The organism is Variovorax sp. AC194, from assembly GCF_979257995.1.
Genome location: NZ_OZ409823.1, coordinates 5,770,431 through 5,789,797 on the forward strand (window position 1 = coordinate 5,770,431; position 19,367 = coordinate 5,789,797).

Below are 19,367 nucleotides of genomic sequence, written 5' to 3' on the forward strand. Positions count from 1 at the left end.
GCCATGCCCGCCTATTCCTTCGAAGCCATCGACGCCAGCGGCCAGTCGCGCGAAGGCGTGCTCGAGGCCGACACCGCGCGCAGCGCCCGCAGCCTCTTGCGCGCGCAGGCGCTGATTCCGCTGTCGGTCACGCCGGTCGGCAGCGACCACATCAACGGCACCGGCCAGCGCAGCAGCCTGAGCCGGTGGCTCGGCGGCGGCAAGCGCGTGTTCAATTCCACGGGGCTGGCCGTGTGGACGCGCCAGCTCGCGGGCCTCGTCTCTTCGGGCCTGCCGCTCGAACGCGCGCTCACGGCGCTCACCGACGAAGCCGAGTCCGAACCGCAGCGCAACCTCGTCGCGTCGCTGCGCGCCGAGGTCAACGCGGGTTCGCCCTTCGCGCGCGCGCTGTCGGCGCACTCGCGCGAGTTCTCGCCCATCTACACCGCGGTGATCGGCGCCGGCGAGCAGAGCGGCAACCTGGGCCTCGTGCTCGACCGCCTGGCCGACGACCTGGAAGAACGCCAGGCGCTGCAGCAGAAGCTGATCGGCGCGGCGCTGTACCCGGCCATCGTCACGCTGGTGGCGATCGTGATCGTGATCTTTCTCGTGAGCTACGTGGTGCCGCAGGTGGCGCAGGTGTTCGCGGGCACCAAGCGCTCGCTGCCCTTTCTCACCACCGTGATGCTCTCGCTGAGCGCGGGCGTGCGCAACTACGGCTGGTGGATGCTGGGCGGCGTGGTGCTCACCGCCATCGGCGTTCGCGTGGCGCTCGCGCAAGAGGCTTTCCGCCTGAAGTTCGATGCGGCCTGGCTCAAGCTGCCGCTGGTGGGCAAGCTCGCGCGCGGCTACAACGCGGCGCGCTTCGCCAGCACGCTCGCGATGCTGGCCACCGCCGGCGTGCCGATCCTGCGCGCGCTGCAGGCGGCCTCCGAAACTTTGGGCAACCGCGCGATGCGCGCCGATGCGCTCGATGCGCTGGTGCTCGTGCGCGAAGGCGCGCCGCTCGCTTCGGCGCTCGCGCAGAAGAAACGCTTTCCGGGCCTCGTGTCGATGTTCGCGCGCCTGGGCGAGCAGACCGGCACGCTGCCGCTGATGCTGCAGCGCGCGGCCAACCAGCTGGGCGCCGAAGTGCAGCGGCGCGCGATGCACCTGGCCACCATCCTGGAGCCGCTCCTGATCGTGGCGATGGGCGGCGTGGTGATGCTGATCGTGCTGGCCGTGATGCTGCCGATCATCCAGTTGAACCAGTTCGTCAAATAACCCTGGAGGCTCGCCGCCATGGCAAATCGGAGCTACCTGTTCGCCAGTCCGTTCGTGCCGGGGCTCGATCCCGCGAAGGACGATCCGCGGCAGGTCAAGGGCATCTCGGAGCGCAACTACGACATACCGCTGGTCTACCAGCTGCTGGTGTCCGCGGACGTGCAGCTGTGCCGCTCGATGATCTGGACCAGCCTGGACGAACCGACCGCGCTCGCGGGCCGTGCCGGCGCGGGCATCGACCGGCTCCAGCAGTTCCTCGCCCGCATCGACCACCCTTCGGTCGCGCCGCTGCGGGACGAGGCCCTCGACTTCCTGAACCGCCACGTCGACCGCAACGGCTACTTCGTACTGGAGTGCGCCGAGATCCTCGACATGGGCGACGAGCCGCTGGGCGAGCAGGCCGCCGGCCTGCTGCGCGACGTGCAGGACATCGACGCGGAGATCGAAGCCGCCATCGCCCGGCTCGCGCCGAAGAAAAAGAACTTCTGGGAGCGCATCTTCGCGCCGTCGCAGGAGAGCATCGAGGCGCCCCTGCGCGAGCTGGGACTAGGCTACTGGTCGGATACGCTCTACTACGCGCCCGATGACGCGCCCAACGACGCGAACTGAATCACCCCATGCCAGTCACCCTCGAAGACAAGCTCGTGGTCGCGATCTCCTCGCGCGCCCTCTTCAACCTCGAAGAAGAAAACCGCATCTTCGAGGCCGGCGACAACGAGGGCTACATGAAGCTGCAGCTGGACCGGCTCGACGTGCCGGCCGCCCCCGGCATCGCGTACTCGCTGATCCGCAAGTTGCTGCGCTTCAACGACGACGGCGTGCAGCGCGTCGAGGTGGTGATCCTTTCCCGCAACGACCCGGTCTCGGGCATGCGCATCTTCAAGTCGAGCGCGGCCGCCGACATCAAGCTGCAGCGCGGCGTGTTCACGCAGGGCCGCCCGCCCTTCGGCTACCTGCGCCCGCTGCGCGCGCACCTCTTTCTCTCGGTCAACGCGCAGGACGTGCGCGAGGCGCTGGTCGCGGGCTTTCCGGCCGCGCGCGTGCTGGTCGAATCGGTGAAGGCGAGCGACGCCTGGCCCAACGAAGTGCGCATCGCCTTCGACGGCGATGCGGTGCTGTTCTCCGACGAAGCCGAGCGCGTGTTCCAGGCCGAGGGGCTCGACGCCTTCCAGGCGCACGAGTTGAGCAAGGCCGACCTGCCTCTGCCCGAAGGCCCGTTCAAGCCGCTGCTGATGGCGCTGCACCGGCTGCAGATGGCGGGCAATGCGCAGATGCGCATCCGCACCGCGCTGGTCACCGCGCGCAGTGCGCCGGCGCACGAGCGCGCGATCCGCACGCTGATGAACTGGAACATCCGCGTGGACGAAGCGATGTTCCTCGGCGGCCTGCCCAAGGGCGAATTCCTGCGCGAGTTCGAGCCTGATTTTTTCTTCGACGACCAGACCGGTCACGTCGATGCGGCTTCGCGGCATGTGCCCGCGGGGCATGTGTCCAGCGGCATCAGTAACGAGGGCTGACCCCCAGGCTTCGCGCACTTCGTGTCGCTTCGCCAACCCCCTTGCAGGGGGCAATATCTGCGGCCCGGCAAAGCCGGTTCCGCGATATTCCTTGAACGATACCGCCAACTTTGAAGTGCTGAATCCGCGCGTCGTCACGCGCACGACTTCGCTCTGTCATCGCGCATTCATTGCGGCGTAACGCGCGCTTCTTAGCCTCGCTGTCTGTTCGGTGCGCAGTGCCCTTGTGGCACTTTTTTTTTGCCGCGCCGGCTTCCATCCCTCCGACAGACAGACCCACCGGCTTCCTCCGATGCGCCCGATCACACCTTCGCACGCCCCGCTTTCCACGCGCTGGCTCCTGCCCCTTGCCACGTCCATCGTGCTTGCCGCCTGCGGCGGCGGTGGTGGCAGTGGCCCCGCGTTCCCGCTCGTCAACGTGCCACCTGCCAACAATGGTGGTGGTGGTGTTGGCGGCGCCAATCCGCCGGCATCCGGCACGAACCAGGGCAAGAGCGGCCCCAAGGCACTCGTCGTCGAGATCGACGGCCTCACGCACGCCGCCCTGCGCGATGCGATCGCGCAGAACAAGGTGCCCGCGCTGCAGTCGCTGCGCATCGCACCGGCATGGACCGGCGGCGCCAATGGCACGCCGAGCGAACAGCGCACCACCGACGGCCCGGGCTGGGCCACGCTGCTCACGGGCACCTGGGTGCCGCGCCACGGCGTGCGCTGGGACACGGCCGACCAGCGCATCGACGCGAAGCTCGCGCCCTCGGTCTTCGCGCTCGCCAAGCAGAACAAGGCGGCCGGCTACAAGACCGCTTCGGTCACGGCCAATGTGCTCTATCCGCAGCTCATGGCCAGCGAGAGCGGCACTGTCGACGGCGCCGTCGATTGCGCGGGCGCCGATGCCTGCGTGACCGAGCGCACCGCGCAGTTCATCGATGCCGGCTACGACCTCACGGTCGCGCAATACGGCGCACCCGCCGCAGCCGTCGGCAATGGCTTGAAGAGCGATGCCTACCAGCGCGCGATCTCGAACACCTCGGCCGCCATCGGCCAGTTGCTCGCACGCATCGCCAAACGCACCGCCAACGATGCGAAGGAGGACTGGCTCGTCATCCTCACGACCGGCCACGGCCTGGATGCTTTCGGCACCGCCACCGGCCTGCAGACGATCGACAACAAGACCGTCTTCATCGCGAGCAACAAGACACTGGCCGCGTTGCCGGGCGTCGGCACGGCAGCGCCAGCAGACACCGCGCTGCTGCAACTCGCCGCGGCCACCGACATCGCGCCGACCGTGCTGCGCCATCTCGGCGCGCTGCCGGCCGCCCAGGACTACACCTTCAACGGACAGGCGCTGCAGGCCGCGACGTCGTTGCGCAATCTCTCGGCCAAGGCCGGCGCGGACAAGACCAGCATCGACCTCGCATGGACGCTCTCGGGCGATGCGAGCGCGCCGGTGCTGGTGTTGCGCGACGGCAAGCTGGTCGTCGCGCTGCCGGCCGGCTCGACCGCGTACAGCGATCCCATCGTGGCCGATGCCGACGGTGTCTACACCTACCAGTACACCGTCGTTTCCGGCGAAGCCAGCCTCGCGCTCGCCGCGCAGCTGGCCTACGTGAAGCCCGCGACGCTCGCGCCCACGCTGGCGAACGGTCTCGTCAACTATTACCCGCTGGACACGCTGCCCGGCGCAGACCTGAAGAGCGCCTCCACGCTCGCACCGTGGGCGGCCGATGCCAACGGCGGCACCGTGGTCGACGACGGTTTCAAGATTCCCTACAAGGTCAAGGCGCTGCGCGTGGACAGCACGGTGAAGAACGCGGGCGGCTCGGCCGGCTACCGCCTGCTGCAGACCACCGACGTGGCCACCAACCCGGCCGTCACCGCCTACACCCTCGGCTTCTGGGTGCGCACCGACGCCACCTGCAGCCAGGGCGTGAGCAACGGCGCCTCGATGCTCGCCAACAAGAACTACACCACCGGCGCGAACGCGGGCCTGGCGATCGGCCTCTTCGGCAGCTGCGAGATCCGCTTCAACGTGGGCACCGGCAGCGCGCGCGCCGACAGCAACGGCTACGGCCTCACCGCGGGCCAGTGGGCCTATGTGGCGGTCGTGATCGACAAGGCCAACCTCCAGCTCACCGGCTACGTGTTCGATTCGGCCCGCGCCATGCAGACCGGCAGCGCCACGCTCACGAGCGCGCTGGTCGCGCAGCTGGGCGGCCTGAAGAACGGCATCGGCCTCAACGAAGACGGCACCGGCCAGTACTACCAGCGCGAGACCAGTTCGCCGCGCGGCGCGATGGACTTCAACGAGTTCGCGATCTGGAACCGCGCGCTCACCACCGACGAGCTCGCAAGCATCTTCAAGTCGGGCCAGCCGCTGATGTTGCTGCTGCCCTGAACCGTCCCTTATCACCCCCCGACAACAAACGACTCGAGAGGATCTCCATCATGAATATTCCATTCCTTGCCACGCGCTTCGTGCCCGTGCTGTCCACGCTGGTCGTGGCCTGTGCCCTGTCCGCCTGCGGTGGCGGCAGCGATGGCGGCGGCGGCTTCTTCGGCGGCCTGCCCGGCGCCGGCACGCCGCCCACGACCACCCCGCCGGTCACCACGCCGCCCGACACCGGCGTCGCCCCCGTCAAGAGCTGCGCGCCCTGACCCCGCGCGACATGAACTCCCGCGACATGAACCCGCAGAACCACAAGCCCATGAAGAACTCGCGCCGCAACTTCCTCACGAGCACCGCCACAACCGGCGCTGCCGCCCTCGCGCTCTCGGCCTTTCCGCCGGCCATTCGCCGCGCGCTGGCCATTCCGGCCAACAACAAGACCGGCACCATCCAGGACGTCGAGCACATCGTGATCCTGATGCAGGAGAACCGCTCGTTCGATCACTACTTCGGCACGCTCATGGGCGTGCGCGGCTTCGGTGACCGCTTCACGATTCCGCTGCCCAAGGGGCTCAACGTCTGGCAGCAAGCCGACGACACGGGCAAGCCCGTGCTGCCCTACCACCTGGACCAGACCAAGGGCAACGCGCAGCGCGTTGCGGGCACGCCGCACGACTGGAACGACAGTCAGAACGCATGGGACGGCGGCCGTGCCTACCAGTGGGTCAAATACAAGAAGACGGGCACGGCGCCGTACACCCAGTCCATGGGCTACCTCAAGCAGGCCGAGTTGCCGTTCCAGTTCGCACTGGCCAATGCCTTCACGCTGTGCGACAGCTACCACTGCAGCATGCACACGGGCACCAACTCGAATCGCATGTTCCACTGGACCGGCACCAACGGCCCCACGGGCGCGGGCGTGGCCTCGGTCACCAACGAGTGGGACGACAGCTACACGCCGCCCTCGACCACCGGCTACGAGTGGAAGACTTTCCCCGAGCGCCTGCAGGCGGCCGGCATCAGCTGGATCGTCTATGAAAACATGCGCGACAACTTCGGCGACAACCCGCTCGTGGGCTTCAAGCAGTATCGGCAGGCCAGCGAGGCATCGGGCAAACCAGTCACGAACACCGGCACGGTGCCGGCCTACGACCCGGCCAGCGATGACGTCGGCAACCCGCTGTACAAGGGCATCGCCAACACCATGCCCGGCGCCAATGTGGATGAGTACCTGAACACCTTCCGCAACGACGTGAAGAACGGCAAGCTGCCGCAGGTCTCGTGGATCGTCGCGCCCTCCACCTATTCGGAGCACCCCGGACCGTCCAGCCCGGTGGAAGGCGCCTGGTACGTACAGGAAGTGCTGGACGCGCTCACCGCCGTGCCCGAGGTCTGGAGCAAGACCGTGCTGCTCATCAACTTCGACGAGAACGACGGCTACTTCGACCACTACCCCTCACCGGCCGCGCCCTCGCTGAACCCCGACGGTTCGGCCGCGGGCAAGACGACGCTGCCCGAAGCCGACATCGCCTTCGAGCGCTTCACGCACCCCAAGCCGCCGGGCACCACCCGGCAACCCGCGCCCGATGGCCGCGTCTACGGTCCCGGCGTGCGCGTCCCGATGTACATCGTCTCGCCGTGGAGCCGCGGCGGCTGGGTCAACTCGCAGGCCTTCGACCACACCTCGGTGATCCGCTTCATCGAGGCGCGCTTCGGCGTGAAGGAGCCCAACATCTCGCCGTTCCGGCGCGCGGTGTGCGGCGACTTGACGAGCGCCTTCAACTTCGCAACGCCCAACACCGAGGCGCTGCCCACGCTCGCGGGCCGAACCACGCGCACCGACGCCACCAAGACGCGCAGCGACCAGGAAGCCCTCGCGCAGGTGCCGCTGCCGCTCGATCCGCAACTGCCGCGCCAGGCCACCGGCACCCGCCCCTCGCGCGCGCTCCCCTACGAGCTGCACGTGAGCGCGCGCGCCGATTCGGTCGGCGGCAAGATCCAGCTGCTGTTCAAGAACAGCGGCAAGGCCGCGGCCGTGTTCCACGTCTACGACAAGCTCAACCTCGATCGCCTGCCGCGCCGCTTCATGGTGGAGCCCGGCAAGTCGCTGGACGACGCCTGGAGCGCGATGACCGACAACAGCGGCTTCTACGACCTATGGGTGCTCGGGCCGAACGGCTTTCACCGCCACTTCAAGGGCGACCTCAATGCGCTGCGCACGAGCGGCGCGAACCCCGAAGTGCGCGTGTGCTACGACATCGCCAACGGCAACGTGTACCTGGAGATGCTCAACGCCGGCACGAACCCCGCGAAGTTCACCGTGCGCGCCAAGGCCTACCGCAACGACGGCCCGTGGGGTGCCACCGTCGCGGGCGGCGCCAAGGCAGAGCAGCAGTGGGTGCTGGCCGGCAGCGGCCAGTGGTACGACTTCGCGGTCACCTGCGATGCCGACCCGGCCTACTACCGGCGCTTTGCCGGCCGCGTGGAAAACGGCAAGCACACGGTGAGCGATCCGGCCATGGGCCTGGCCGACCTGTGAGCGTGACGTCCACCGAAAAACACGGACCGATGAATTCACGCCGCAAATTCCTCACGGGCACCGCCACCACCGGTGCTGCCGCGCTGGCGCTCTCGGCCTTTCCGCCGAGCATCCGCCGCGCCCTCGCGATCCCTGCCAACAACAAGACCGGCACGATCATGGACGTCGAGCACGTCGTGATCCTGATGCAGGAGAACCGCTCGTTCGACCACTACTTCGGCACGCTCATGGGCGTGCGCGGCTTCGGCGATCGATTCACCATTCCGCTGCCCAAGGGGCTGAACGTGTGGCAGCAAAGCGATGCCACCGGCAAGCCCATCCTGCCGTACCACTTCGACAGCCGCACGGGCAACGCCCAGCGCGACGGCGGCACGCCGCACGACTGGAACGACAGCCAGAACGCATGGGACAACGGCCGCATGTACCAGTGGCCGCGCTACAAGACCAACAAGGCGATGGGGTACCACAAGGAGGCCGAGGTCCCCTTCCAGTACGCGCTGGCCAACGCCTTCACGATCTGCGACGCGTACCACTGCGGCATGCACACCGGCACCGACGCGAACCGCTCGTTCCACATCACCGGCACCAACGGACCGACCGCGCAAGGCGTGGCGTTCGTGCGCAACGAGTGGGATGCGATCGACGGCCTGCCCGCGTCGGCCAACACCGGCTACACGTGGAAGACGTATGCCGAGCGCCTGGAGGATGCGGGCGTCAAGTGGATCAGCTACCAGAACATGCCCGACGAATGGGGCGACAACATGCTGGGCGCGTTCCAGCAGTTCCGCCAGGCGAATCTCGCCTCGGGCTTTCCGGTCTCCAGCGGCGGCTCGCCGCAAAAGCCCTATGCGCTGACCGGCCAGGCGCTGCCGTACCACGCCTACGACGCGGCCTCCGACAACGCGAAGAACCCGCTCTACAAGGGCGTGGCCAACACGCTGCCGGGCACCACGCCCGAGACCTACCTGGACGCCTTCAAGCGCGACATCCGCGAAGGCAAGCTGCCGCAGGTCTCGTGGATGAATGCACCGTCGATCTACTGCGAGCACCCCGGTCCGTCGAGCCCCGTGCAGGGCGCGTGGTTCCTGCAGGAAGTGCTGGACGCGCTCACCGCCGTGCCCGAGGTGTGGAGCAAGACCGTGCTGCTCATCAACTTCGACGAGAACGACGGCTACTTCGACCACGTGCCCTCGCCCTCGGCGCCTTCGCCCAACGGCGACGGCACCTACGCCGGCAAGACCACGCTGCCCGATGCGGACTTGGGCGCCGAGTACTTCACGCACCCGGCGCCGGCCGGCAGCGGCAGCCAGCCCAAGCCCGACGGCCGCGTCTACGGCCCGGGCCCGCGCGTGCCGATGTACGTGATCTCGCCGTGGAGCCGCGGCGGCTGGGTCAACTCGCAGGCCTTCGACCACACCTCGGTGCTGCGCTTTCTGGAAACGCGCTTCGGCGTGAAGGAGCCGAACATCTCGCCGTTCCGGCGCGCGGTGTGCGGCGACCTGACGAGCGCCTTCAACTTCGCCACGCCCAACAGCGAGGCGCTGCCCACGCTCACCGGGCGCACGACGAAGGCCGATGCCGACAAGCTGCGCACCGCCCAGCAGGCGTTGCCGCAGGTGCCGCTGCCGCTCGATCCGCAGCTGCCGCGCCAGTTCACCGGCACGCGGCCGTCGCGCGCGCTGCCCTACGAACTGCACGCAAGCGCCAAGGCCGACACGATCGGCGGCAAGGTGCAGCTGTTGTTCGCGAACACCGGCAAGGCGGCGGCGGTGTTCCATGTCTACGACAAGCTGAACCTCGATCGCCTGCCGCGCCGCTACATGGTGGAGCCCGGCAAGACGCTGGACGACGCGTGGACGGCGATGACCGACAACAGCGGTTTCTACGACCTCTGGGTGCTCGGGCCGAACGGCTTTCATCGTCACTTCAAGGGCGACCTCAATCGCCTGCGCGCGGGCGATGCGGCGGTGCCTGAAGTGCGCGTGTGCTACGACATCGCGAACGGCAACGTCTACCTGAGCATGCGCAACGACGGCAAGAACGCCTGCACGTTCACCGTGCGTGCGAAGGCCTATCGCGGCGACGGTCCGTGGACCGCGACGGTCAACGGCGGTGCGACAACCGACCAGCACTGGGAGCTCGCAGCGAGTGGCCAGTGGTACGACTTCGCTGTCACCTGCGATGCCGATGCCGGCTACTACCGCCGCTTTGCGGGTCGCGTGGAAACGGGCAAGCACACGGTGAGTGATCCGGCGATGGGGTTGGCCGATCTTTGATCTTTTGCGAAGAGGTTCCGGGGGGTGTGCACAGGCCACCGGGTACTCCCCTCCGCGAATGTCCCCCGGGCTTCGCCCTCCTCCTTGATTTCGCTGCGGGGAGCACCCGATGCCCTGCGCACTTGGGCACGCTGCTGGTGATCGGCGATCAACGACTGCTCTGAAGCGCTCGCGCTGATGGTGGGCTCTGTTTCGCGAAATCAAGGAGGAGCCGAAGGCGGAGGACATTCGCGAAACAGAGCCCACCGTCGGCGCGAGTGCCGCCCTGAACAAGCGCACGACGCGCACACGAAATACATCGCAAAGCGCCCCACGCGTTTCGCACGCTTACACCTCACCCCCGTCCCGTTCATGGCGATGTCACGCGCATTTTTTAGCCTCGAGTCCAGCGGCCTTCGCGACCTGCGTGAAGTGCCCGCACAACAACACCAAGAGGATCTCTCCCGATGCAACTTCTTTCTTATTCCATGCGGCTCGCACCCGCGTTGATCGTGGCCTGCGTGCTCTCTGCCTGCGGTGGCGGCAGCGATGGCGGTGGCTTCTTCGGCGGTCTGCCCGGCGCCGGCACGCCGCCCACGACGACCCCGCCCGTCACGACGCCGCCCGACACCGGCGTGAAGCCCGAGATGCGCTGCGCGCCCTGATCGCACGACGAGAAACACCCAGAACAACACCATGACCTCACGCCGCAAATTCCTCACGGGCACCGCCACCACCGGCGCTGCCGCGCTGGCGCTCTCGGCCTTTCCACCGAGCATCCGCCGCGCCCTCGCGATTCCCGCCAACAACAAGACCGGCACGATCATGGACGTCGAGCACGTCGTGATCCTGATGCAGGAGAACCGTTCGTTCGACCATTACTTCGGCACGCTCAAGGGCGTGCGCGGCTTCGGCGACCGCATGACCATTCCGCTGCCCAACGGCCTGGCGGTGTGGCAGCAACTCGACGACGCCGGCAAGCAGGTGGTGCCCTACCACCTCGATGCGACCAAGGGCAACGCGCAGCGCGTGAGCAGCACGCCGCACACCTGGGTCGACTCGCACAACGCATGGGACGGCGGCCGCCTCTACCAGTGGCCGCGGTACAAGAAGGTGAGCAACAAGGCGCCCTTCACGCAGTCGATGGGCTATCTCGCGGAGGCCGAGCTTCCGTTCCAGTTCGCGCTGGCCAATGCCTTCACGATCTGCGACGACTATCACTGCGCGATGCACACCGGCACGCATGCCAACCGCTCGTTCCACTGGACCGGCACCAACGGCCCCAACAGCGCGGCCGGCGGTAACCAGGCCTACGTGAACAACGTCAACCCGTGGAGTTCCACCGGTCCGTCGACCGAAGGCTACGAGTGGAAGACCTATGCGGAGCGCCTGCAGGAAGCCAACGTCAGCTGGATCGTCTACCAGAACATTCCGAACAACTACGGCTGCAATCCGCTCCTGGGTTTCAAGCCCTACCGCAAGGCGAACGAGGCTTCGAACAAGCCGGTGAGCACCTCGCTGCCGCAGGGCGCATCGCCTGCCTACGCGGCCGGCGACGATGCCGGCAACCCGCTCTACAAGGGCACGGCCAACACGCTGCCGGTGGCCGACCAGGCGGCCTTCGATGCGGGCGCGATCTTCGATGCGTTCCGCGCCGACGTGAAGGCCGGGCGCCTGCCGCAGGTGTCGTGGGTCATTCCGCCGGACGTTTACTCCGAGCACCCCGGCCCGTCCAGCCCCGTGCAGGGTGCCTGGTACATCCAGGAAGTGCTGGACGCGCTCACCGCGGTGCCCGAGGTGTGGAGCAAGACGGTGTTCATCGTCAACTTCGACGAGAACGACGGCTACTTCGACCACGTGCCCTCGGCCTCCGCGCCTTCGCCGATTCCTTCGGCCGACCCGGGCGTGAAAGCCTTCGCCGGCAAGACCACGCTGTCGGACGCGGACCTGAGCTACGAGTACTTCAACCACCCCAAGCCGCCGGGCATGACCGCCTCGCAGCCCACGCCCGACGGCAACGTCTACGGGCCGGGCATGCGCGTGCCGATGTACGTGCTCTCGCCGTGGAGCCGCGGCGGCTGGGTCAACTCGCAGACCTTCGACCACACCTCGGTGCTGCGTTTCCTGGAGGCGCGTTTCGGCGTGAAGGAAACCAACATCAGCCCGTTCCGCCGCGCGGTGAACGGCGACCTCACGAGCGCCTTCAATTTCGCGACACCGAATGAAGAGGCGCTGCCCACGCTCGCGGGCCGCCGCAGCAAGGCCGAGGCCGACCAGGTGCGCGCCGCGCAGGACGCGCTGCCGCAGGTCACGCCGCCGGGCGACGGCAAGCTGCCCGTGCAGGTGACGGGCACGCGGCCGTCGCGCGCGCTGCCTTACGAACTGCATGCGAGCGCCAAGGTCGACACGACCGGCGGCAAGGTGCAGCTGCTGTTCTCGAACACCGGCAAGGCTGCCGCCGTGTTCCACGTCTACGACAAGCTGAACCTCGATCGCCTGCCGCGCCGCTACATGGTGGAAGCGGGCAAGTCGCTCGACGACACCTGGGCTGCGGCCGCCGACAACGCGGGCAAGTACGACCTGTGGGTGCTCGGGCCGAACGGATTCCATCGCCACTTCCAGGGCGACCTCAATGCGGTGCGCGCGGGCGATACGGCATTGCCCGAGGTGCGCGTGTGCTACGACATCGCCAACGGCAACGTCTACCTGAGCATGCGCAACGACGGCAAGGCGGCCTGCAAGTTCACCATCCGCGCCAAGGCCTACCGCGGCGACGGCCCGTGGACCGCGACCGTCAACGGCGGTGCGACCACCGACCAGCACTGGGAGCTCGCGGCGAGCGGGCAGTGGTACGACTTCGCGGTCACGTGCGATGCCGACCCGGCCTACTACCGCCGCTTCGCCGGCCGCGTGGAAACCGGCAAGCACACGGTGAGCGACCCCGCGATGGGCATGCCCGACCTCTGAGTGGTCGCGCGCGATCCCGCGCGCAAAATGCCGGCATGCTGATCCTTCGACATGCCGACATCCTCGTCACCATGGACGCCGCGCGGCGCGAGATCGCCGACGGCGCCGTGGTGACCGACGGGCCCGCGGTGGCCTGGACCGGGCCCACCGCCGAGCTACCCACGGCGTACCTCGATGCGCTGCGCAACGGCCAGGCCGAAGCCATCGACATGCACGGCCATGTCGTGATGCCCGGGCTGGTCAACACGCACCACCACATGTACCAGAGCCTCACGCGCGCCGTGCCCGAGGCGCAGGACGCAGAGCTCTTCGGCTGGCTCACGAGCCTGTACCTGCTGTGGGCGCGCCTCACGCCCGAGATGATCCGCGTCTCGACGCAGACCGCGATGGCCGAGCTGATGCGCTCGGGCTGCACCACCACCAGCGACCATCTCTATCTTTTTCCGAACGGCGCGAAGCTCGACGATTCGATCGAGGCGGCCGATGCCATGGGCATGCGCTTTCATGCGGCGCGCGGCAGCATGAGCGTGGGCCGCAGCGCCGGCGGCCTGCCGCCCGACGAGGTGGTGGAAACCGAAGCGGCGATATTGCGCGACAGCGAGCGCCTCATCGGCCGCTGGCACGACGCCTCGCGCCATTCGATGCGCCGCATCGTGCTCGCGCCCTGCTCGCCGTTCTCGGTCTCGCGCGACCTGATGCGGCTGTCGGCCGAACTCGCGCGCGAGCGCGGCGTGTCGCTGCACACGCACCTGGCCGAGAACGACAACGACGTCGCCTATTCGCGCGAGAAGTTCGGCATGACGCCGGCCGAGTACGCGCAAGACCTGGGCTGGGTCGGCCGCGACGTGTGGCACGCGCACTGCGTGAAGCTCGACGAAGCCGGCATCGCGCTCTTCGCGCGCACCGGCACGGGCGTGGCGCACTGCCCGTGCTCGAACATGCGCCTGGCCTCGGGCATCGCGCCCATCGGTGCGATGCGCCGCGCGGGCGTGCCCGTGGGCCTGGGCGTGGATGGCAGCGCATCGAACGACGGCGCGCACATGCTCGGCGAAGCGCGGCAGGCCCTGCTGCTGCAGCGCGTGGGCTACGGCCCGGCGGCGATGACGGCGCGCGAGGCGCTGGAGATCGCGACGCTCGGCGGGGCTCGCGTGCTCGGCCGCGACGACATCGGCGCGCTCGCGCCGGGCATGTCGGCGGACCTCGTGGCCTTCGACATGCGCGGCGTGACGCACGCGGGCGCGTGGCACGACCCGGTGGCTGCGCTGGTGTTCTGCACGCCGGGGGAGGTTTCGTTGAGCGTGATCAACGGGGAGGTCCGCATCCGGGACGGACGCTTCACGGCGCTCGAATTGCCGCCCCTGCTGGCGAGGCACCGCGCGCTGGCGCGCACGCTGTACGACGGCGCGCGGCATCCGCACACGGCCTAGTGATCGATGCCGAGTGCGCACCTTTGCACTGCGCGTGAACCCCGATTGCCAAGCCTCGGGAACATCCGACGGCGCTCAGCGCCGCATGGTGTCCAGTGACGTAACGGGGGCGCTGTCGTTGCCCCACGAACCGCGGATGTAGGTGAGCACCGCCGCCACCTCCGCTGCATCGAGCACCTGCCCGAACGGCGGCATGCCGTAAGGGCGCGGATTGCCCGCCGTCGAAGGCAGGAACCCGCCGTGCGAGACCACCTGGATGAGGTTCGTCGGCGGCGACATGTTCACCGCGCGATTGCCTGCCAGCGGCGGGTAGGCGCCGGTCGCGCCCTGGCCCTGGTCGCCATGGCAGTAGGCGCAGCGCTGGTCGTAGATCTTGCCGCCGCGCGCCATCGTGCCGGCATCGCGGCGGATGGGGGCCGCGGAGCGTGTTGGCTCTTCGGGCTTGGCAACGTCGGGCAGGTCTTTCAGGTAGCCCGCCATCGCCGTGAGGTCGGCCTCGCTCAGGTGCTGCGTGCTGCGGAACACCACGTCGGCCATCGGCCCCATCACCGAGCCGCCCGGCGCGGTGCCGGTCTTGAGGAGCGCGACCACATCGGCCGTGGGCCATGCGGCCACGCCGGCCTGGTGCTTGTCGGTGAGCGACGGCGCATACCAGTTCTCCACCGCGATCAATCCGCCCGAAAGGCCGAGCTTGGTCTCCGTCGCACCCAGCGAATTGCGCGCGCCGTGACAGGCGATGCAATGGCCGAGCCCGTCGACGAGGTACGCGCCGCGGTTCCACTCGGCCGGCTTGCCCGCATTGGCCACGAAAGGCTCGGGCTTGAACGAAAGCGCGCGCCACACGGCCAGCGCGGCCTGCGTGTCGTAGGGAAAGCGCAGCCGGTGCGCGAGGTTCGGCGCGGGTGCGGGCGCCACGGTGCGCAGGTACGCGTAGATGGCGTCCGAGTCCTCGCGCGTCACCTTGGTGAAGTTGGGGTACGGAAACGCCGGATAGAGCAGGCGCCCATCCTTGCTGCGGCCGTTGTGCATCGCGCGCCAGAAATGCGCGCTGCTCCAGCCGCCGATGCCCGCCTTGGCGTCGGAGGTGAGGTTGCTCGAATAGATGGTGCCGAAGGGCGTCTCGATCGGAAGGCCTCCCGCATAGGGCTGCCCGCCGCGCGTGGTGTGGCAGCCCGCGCAGTTGCCGGCCAGCGCGAGGTAGCGGCCGCGCTCGACCTGCTGGGGCGTGGCGTCGAAGGCCTGGGCTTGTTCGGGCAGCGGGTCTTCGCCGCGCAGGTTCATCGCCACGAGCACGCCGGCGCACACGGCGGCCAGCACGATCAACGTCAGGAGGGTCCAGCCGAGGTGTCGCAGTTTCATCGCGGGCTCACTTCGGCATGCCGCCGCAGGCCACACGCTGCGATCCAGGCGGCGGTGCGGGCAATGAAGACGCGGGCTTGGTGTTGGCCGGCATCGGCTGCACCGCCAGCCAGCCCGCGACCGCGTTGATGTCCGCCGTGGTCATGTGGCGGCCGACCTCGGCCATGCAATCGGGCGCCATCGCATGCCGCTCGCTCGTGAGCCATGCACCGAGCTGCGACGACACATAGAGCCGCGGCAGCCCGAGCAGCCCCGGGATGGCCGGCTGCACGCCGGTGAGCGCCGCGCCATGGCATTGCACGCAGGCCGGGATGCCGCGCCCCGCATCGCCCTCGAGCGCGAGCTTGCGGCCGCGCTGCAGCTGGTCGGGCGTGGCGTCGCTGATGGACGAGATCGGCGGATAGGGCAGGTCGAGCCCCGCGAAGTACTCGGCCATCTCGCGCAGGTACGCGTCCGACAGGTGCTGCACCATGTACGCCATGTCGGCGTTGAAGCGGCGGCCGTCGCGAAAGCTCACGAGCTGGTTGAAGAGATAGCCCGCGGGCTTGCCGGCCAGGCGCGGAAAGAAGCCCGCGTTGGTGGTCGCGCCCTCGCGGCCGTGGCAGGCGATGCAGGCGGCCACGCGCTGCTCGATGGTGTCGGGCACGGTCGCCGGCGGCGCGGCGCTCGCCACGCCTTGCACGAGGAACAGCAGCGCGAGCGCCAAGGAGCGAAGGCCGGCCGTCATGTGCCGGCGACGAAGCGCGCCAATGTGATCAGGCCCGCGACCAGCAACAGCACCACGAACAGCGCCACGCCGATCAGCGGCAGGATGCCGACCTGCGCGGTCCGCTTGTCGGCGTCTGCGCGGCGGCCGCCCAGCCCGATGAAGCTCCAGAGAACGGCGCGCACCGCGCGCATGAGATTGGACATGCACCGACTGTGCCCCAGAAAGCCCCCAAAAAACAGATGCAGATCCCGCCCGATTCACCGGTGCAGATAAAGTCCGGGCGAATGACTGCGATGGAGCTTTATGAAGCGCTATGAAGCCCTGGCCGCCGACATCGAGGCCTCGATCCGCAACGGCACGCTGAAGACCGGCGACCGCCTGCCCTCGGTGCGCCACACCGGGCAGAGCCGCGGGGTCAGCGCGTCTACTGTGTTCCAGGCGTACTACCTGCTGGAAGCGCGCGGCCTCGTGCGGGCGCGCGACCGCTCGGGTTACTACGTCACGGGTGGAGGCCTGCGCGACGCGCCGCCCGAATCCACCCTCACCTCCCGCCCGGCGGATGGCCCCATGTCGCTCGACGTGAGCGACCAGGTGTTCGACATCCTCGAGGCCAGCATGTCGCGCAAGGTCGTGCCCTTCGGCTCGGCGTTTCCAAGCCCGCTGCTGTTCCCGCTCGCGCGGCTGGGCCAGTTCATGGCCGCGAGCGCCAAGTCGCTCGACCCGTGGAGCACGGTGGACGACCTCACGCCCGGCAGCGCGGCGCTGCGCCGGCAGATCGCGCTGCGCTACCTCGCCGACGGCATGCAGGTGCCGGCCGAGGAGATCGTCGTCACCAACGGCGCGCTCGAGGCGCTCAACCTGTGTCTCGCGGCGGTCACGCGGCCGGGCGATGCGGTGATCGTCGAATCGCCCACCTTCTATGCCGCACTGCAGGCGCTGGAGCGCATGGGCCTCAAAGCCATCGAGGTGCCCACGCACCCGGGCGAAGGCATCGACCTGGGCGCGCTCGAACAGGCCATCGCGGCCCACAAGCCCAAGGCCTGCTGGCTCATGACCACCTTCCAGAACCCGCTCGGCAGCCTGATGCCCGATGCGAAGAAGAAGGCGCTGGTCGCGCTGCTCGCGCGCCATGAACTGCCGCTGATCGAGGACGACGTGTACGCCGAGCTCTACTTCGGCGACCGGCGTCCCGCGCCGGCCAAGGCCTTCGATACGCAGGGGCTGGTGCTGCATTGCTCGTCGTTCTCCAAGTGCCTCGCGCCGGGCTACCGCATCGGCTGGACCTCGGCCGGGCGGTTCGCGCGCAAGGTGGCGCGGCAGAAGCTCACGTCCACGCTCAGCACCTCGGCGCCGGCGCAGCTGGCGCTCGCGGCGTACCTGGAGAAAGGCGGCCTCGACAAGCACCTGCGCAAGCTGCGCCAGACGCTCGCGATGCAGCAGGCGACCTTCGCGCAGGCGGTGGGGCATTACTTTCCCGAGGGCACGCGCGCCACGCGGCCGCTGGGCGGCTACTTCCTGTGGGTCGAGCTGCCGCCGCAGGTGAACGCGCTGGACATCCATCGCCAGGCGCTGGCACTGGGCATCAGCGTCGCGCCGGGGCCGATCTTTTCAGCGACACGCGCGTTCACCCATTGCCTGCGCCTGAACTACGGCCACGCGTGGAACGCGCAGAGCGAGAAGGCTATGCGGACACTGGGCCGGCTGGTGGCCGAAGCCGCAGGCGGTACAGCCTGAAGAGCAGGAACGATGCGATGCAGAGGTTCAGCAGGTTCCAGCCGATGCCGTTGACGAACGCTGCGTGGTAGCTGCCGGTCAGGTCGAACACCTTGCCCGACATCCACCCGCCCAGCGCCATGCCGAACAGCGAGAACATCAGCACCGTGCCCACGCGCGCCCCGGCTTCCTTCGGCGGAAAGTGCTCGCGCACGATGATCGCGTAGGCCGGCACGAGGCCGCCCTGGAAAAGCCCGAACAGCGCCGAGATCACATAGAGCGACGCGAGCCCGTCGAACGGCAGGAACAGGAGCAGCGCGATGCACTGCAGCACGCCGCCCAGCAGCAGCGTGCGCAGGCCCCCGATGCGATCGCAGATCGCGCCCGACACCAGCCGGCTCACCACGCCGAAGCCCAGCATCAGCGACAGCATCTGCGCGCCCCGCGCGGGGCCGTAGCCCAGGTCGCCGCAGTAGGCCACGATGTGCACCTGCGGCATCGCCATCGCCACGCAGCAGGCCACCGCCGCAACGCACAGCAGGGCCTGGGCCGAGCCCATGCTCAGGCCGAAGGGCCGCGTCATGTCGCGCGGCGCCGCTGCATTCGCTGCCTGCCCGACCGGCGCGGCGGCCACTGCCGGCGACCGTGCGCGGAAGAAGAGCGCGAGCAGCGCCATCGCGATGCCGCAGAAGATGCCCATGCCGATGTAGGTCTGGCGCCAGCCGACCGTCTCGATGAAGTGCTGCGCGATGGGCGGCCAGATGGCCCCGGCGACATAGTTGCCGCTCGCGCAGACCGCCACCGCGATGCCGCGCCGCTTGACGAACCAGAGCGAGGTATCGGCCACCAGCGGCGCGAAGGCGGCCGAGCTGCCGAGCAGGCCCACCAGCAGGGCCTGCGCGACGGTGAACGAGACGATGCCGCCCGACAGCCCCGTGGCGATATAGCCCGCGGCGAGGAAGACCGAGCCCCCGAGGAGCGGCCACATCACGCCGAAGCGGTCGGCCAGCCTGCCCATGAGCACGCCGCCGAAACCGAAGCCGAGCATCAGCCAGGTGTAGGGCAGCGAGGCGGCGGCGCGGTCGATGCCGAACTCGGCCTGCACCGCCGGCAGCATCACCGAGACCACGTACATGCCGCTGCTGCCGACCGTCATGATCAGGAGCGTGAGGGCCAGGCGCAGCATGGCGTAGCGCGAATCCGCCGCGTGGACGGTTGTCTCGGATGTCTTCATTGTTTTTCTCCTCGCCGAG

Annotated in this window: 15 protein-coding genes; 11 read left to right on the top strand and 4 right to left on the bottom strand. The window is 68.7% G+C overall.

Features of this window, described 5'->3' with window-relative positions; genetic code table 11:
- The first annotated feature begins 3 nt into the window (after nt 1–3).
- From gspF to ACZYRS_RS27445, 10 genes are all read left to right on the top strand, one after another.
- On the top strand, nt 4–1,242 hold the full coding sequence (gene gspF, locus ACZYRS_RS27400; protein ID WP_463421722.1) for a type II secretion system inner membrane protein GspF: 1,239 nt from the start codon (nt 4–6) through the stop codon (nt 1,240–1,242).
- An 18-nt stretch (nt 1,243–1,260) separates the two neighbouring features.
- The gene (locus tag ACZYRS_RS27405; RefSeq protein WP_463421723.1) at nt 1,261–1,851 is read left to right on the top strand and encodes a DUF7822 domain-containing protein; all 591 of its coding nucleotides are present in this window, start codon (nt 1,261–1,263) and stop codon (nt 1,849–1,851) included.
- A gap of 8 nt (nt 1,852–1,859) precedes the next feature.
- On the top strand, nt 1,860–2,759 hold the full coding sequence (locus tag ACZYRS_RS27410) for a 5'-nucleotidase (protein ID WP_198789233.1): 900 nt from the start codon (nt 1,860–1,862) through the stop codon (nt 2,757–2,759).
- Nucleotides 2,760–3,051: 292 nt separating this feature from the next.
- Nucleotides 3,052–5,154 carry a LamG-like jellyroll fold domain-containing protein gene (locus ACZYRS_RS27415; RefSeq protein WP_463421724.1) on the top strand — a complete coding sequence of 701 codons (2,103 nt, stop codon included), beginning with the start codon at nt 3,052–3,054 and terminating at the stop codon, nt 5,152–5,154.
- Between the two features lie 50 nt (nt 5,155–5,204).
- Complete coding sequence (locus ACZYRS_RS27420; protein WP_198789235.1) at nt 5,205–5,414, top strand: hypothetical protein; 210 nt, start codon at nt 5,205–5,207, stop codon at nt 5,412–5,414.
- Between the two features lie 50 nt (nt 5,415–5,464).
- The gene (locus ACZYRS_RS27425; protein WP_463422549.1) at nt 5,465–7,684 is read left to right on the top strand and encodes a phosphocholine-specific phospholipase C; all 2,220 of its coding nucleotides are present in this window, start codon (nt 5,465–5,467) and stop codon (nt 7,682–7,684) included.
- Between the two features lie 29 nt (nt 7,685–7,713).
- The gene (locus tag ACZYRS_RS27430) at nt 7,714–9,960 is read left to right on the top strand and encodes a phosphocholine-specific phospholipase C (protein ID WP_463421725.1); all 2,247 of its coding nucleotides are present in this window, start codon (nt 7,714–7,716) and stop codon (nt 9,958–9,960) included.
- A gap of 446 nt (nt 9,961–10,406) precedes the next feature.
- Nucleotides 10,407–10,604, top strand: coding sequence for a hypothetical protein (locus ACZYRS_RS27435; protein WP_463421726.1), 198 nt, complete (start codon nt 10,407–10,409; stop codon nt 10,602–10,604).
- A gap of 31 nt (nt 10,605–10,635) precedes the next feature.
- Nucleotides 10,636–12,906 carry a phosphocholine-specific phospholipase C gene (locus ACZYRS_RS27440; protein WP_463421727.1) on the top strand — a complete coding sequence of 757 codons (2,271 nt, stop codon included), beginning with the start codon at nt 10,636–10,638 and terminating at the stop codon, nt 12,904–12,906.
- A gap of 35 nt (nt 12,907–12,941) precedes the next feature.
- The gene (locus ACZYRS_RS27445) at nt 12,942–14,333 is read left to right on the top strand and encodes an 8-oxoguanine deaminase (RefSeq protein ID WP_463421728.1); all 1,392 of its coding nucleotides are present in this window, start codon (nt 12,942–12,944) and stop codon (nt 14,331–14,333) included.
- A 75-nt stretch (nt 14,334–14,408) separates the two neighbouring features.
- Here ACZYRS_RS27445 and ACZYRS_RS27450 read toward each other — a convergent pair whose 3' ends face one another.
- Genes ACZYRS_RS27450 through ACZYRS_RS27460 form a run of 3 tightly spaced genes read right to left on the bottom strand, consistent with a single transcriptional unit; the run spans nt 14,409 to nt 16,604 of the window.
- Nucleotides 14,409–15,692 carry a c-type cytochrome gene (locus ACZYRS_RS27450; protein ID WP_463421729.1) on the bottom strand — a complete coding sequence of 428 codons (1,284 nt, stop codon included), beginning with the start codon at nt 15,690–15,692 and terminating at the stop codon, nt 14,409–14,411.
- Nucleotides 15,693–15,699: 7 nt separating this feature from the next.
- Nucleotides 15,700–16,419, bottom strand: coding sequence for a c-type cytochrome (locus tag ACZYRS_RS27455; protein ID WP_463421730.1), 720 nt, complete (start codon nt 16,417–16,419; stop codon nt 15,700–15,702).
- On the bottom strand, nt 16,416–16,604 hold the full coding sequence (locus tag ACZYRS_RS27460) for a DUF2970 domain-containing protein (RefSeq protein ID WP_198789242.1): 189 nt from the start codon (nt 16,602–16,604) through the stop codon (nt 16,416–16,418). The genes ACZYRS_RS27455 and ACZYRS_RS27460 overlap by 4 nt, the downstream gene beginning before the upstream one ends.
- 100 nt (nt 16,605–16,704) lie before the next feature.
- Here ACZYRS_RS27460 and ACZYRS_RS27465 point away from each other — a divergent pair, with 100 nt between their 5' ends.
- On the top strand, nt 16,705–18,135 hold the full coding sequence (locus ACZYRS_RS27465) for an aminotransferase-like domain-containing protein (RefSeq protein WP_463421731.1): 1,431 nt from the start codon (nt 16,705–16,707) through the stop codon (nt 18,133–18,135).
- On the opposite strand, the gene ACZYRS_RS27470 is transcribed toward ACZYRS_RS27465, so the two are convergent.
- Nucleotides 18,083–19,348, bottom strand: coding sequence for an MFS transporter (locus tag ACZYRS_RS27470; protein WP_463421732.1), 1,266 nt, complete (start codon nt 19,346–19,348; stop codon nt 18,083–18,085). The genes ACZYRS_RS27465 and ACZYRS_RS27470 overlap by 53 nt on opposite strands.
- Nucleotides 19,349–19,367: the final 19 nt, after the last annotated feature.

Bases quoted from the DNA above. Each gene is read 5' to 3' on its own strand.
- gspF (WP_463421722.1), top strand. From the start codon at position 4: ATGCCCGCCTATTCCTTCGAAGCCATCGACGCCAGCGGCCAGTCGCGC.
- ACZYRS_RS27405 (WP_463421723.1), top strand. From the start codon at position 1,261: ATGGCAAATCGGAGCTACCTGTTCGCCAGTCCGTTCGTGCCGGGGCTC.
- ACZYRS_RS27410 (WP_198789233.1), top strand. From the start codon at position 1,860: ATGCCAGTCACCCTCGAAGACAAGCTCGTGGTCGCGATCTCCTCGCGC.
- ACZYRS_RS27415 (WP_463421724.1), top strand. From the start codon at position 3,052: ATGCGCCCGATCACACCTTCGCACGCCCCGCTTTCCACGCGCTGGCTC.
- ACZYRS_RS27420 (WP_198789235.1), top strand. From the start codon at position 5,205: ATGAATATTCCATTCCTTGCCACGCGCTTCGTGCCCGTGCTGTCCACG.
- ACZYRS_RS27425 (WP_463422549.1), top strand. From the start codon at position 5,465: ATGAAGAACTCGCGCCGCAACTTCCTCACGAGCACCGCCACAACCGGC.
- ACZYRS_RS27430 (WP_463421725.1), top strand. From the start codon at position 7,714: ATGAATTCACGCCGCAAATTCCTCACGGGCACCGCCACCACCGGTGCT.
- ACZYRS_RS27435 (WP_463421726.1), top strand. From the start codon at position 10,407: ATGCAACTTCTTTCTTATTCCATGCGGCTCGCACCCGCGTTGATCGTG.
- ACZYRS_RS27440 (WP_463421727.1), top strand. From the start codon at position 10,636: ATGACCTCACGCCGCAAATTCCTCACGGGCACCGCCACCACCGGCGCT.
- ACZYRS_RS27445 (WP_463421728.1), top strand. From the start codon at position 12,942: ATGCTGATCCTTCGACATGCCGACATCCTCGTCACCATGGACGCCGCG.
- ACZYRS_RS27450 (WP_463421729.1), bottom strand. From the start codon at position 15,692: ATGAAACTGCGACACCTCGGCTGGACCCTCCTGACGTTGATCGTGCTG.
- ACZYRS_RS27455 (WP_463421730.1), bottom strand. From the start codon at position 16,419: ATGACGGCCGGCCTTCGCTCCTTGGCGCTCGCGCTGCTGTTCCTCGTG.
- ACZYRS_RS27460 (WP_198789242.1), bottom strand. From the start codon at position 16,604: ATGTCCAATCTCATGCGCGCGGTGCGCGCCGTTCTCTGGAGCTTCATC.
- ACZYRS_RS27465 (WP_463421731.1), top strand. From the start codon at position 16,705: ATGAAGCGCTATGAAGCCCTGGCCGCCGACATCGAGGCCTCGATCCGC.
- ACZYRS_RS27470 (WP_463421732.1), bottom strand. From the start codon at position 19,348: ATGAAGACATCCGAGACAACCGTCCACGCGGCGGATTCGCGCTACGCC.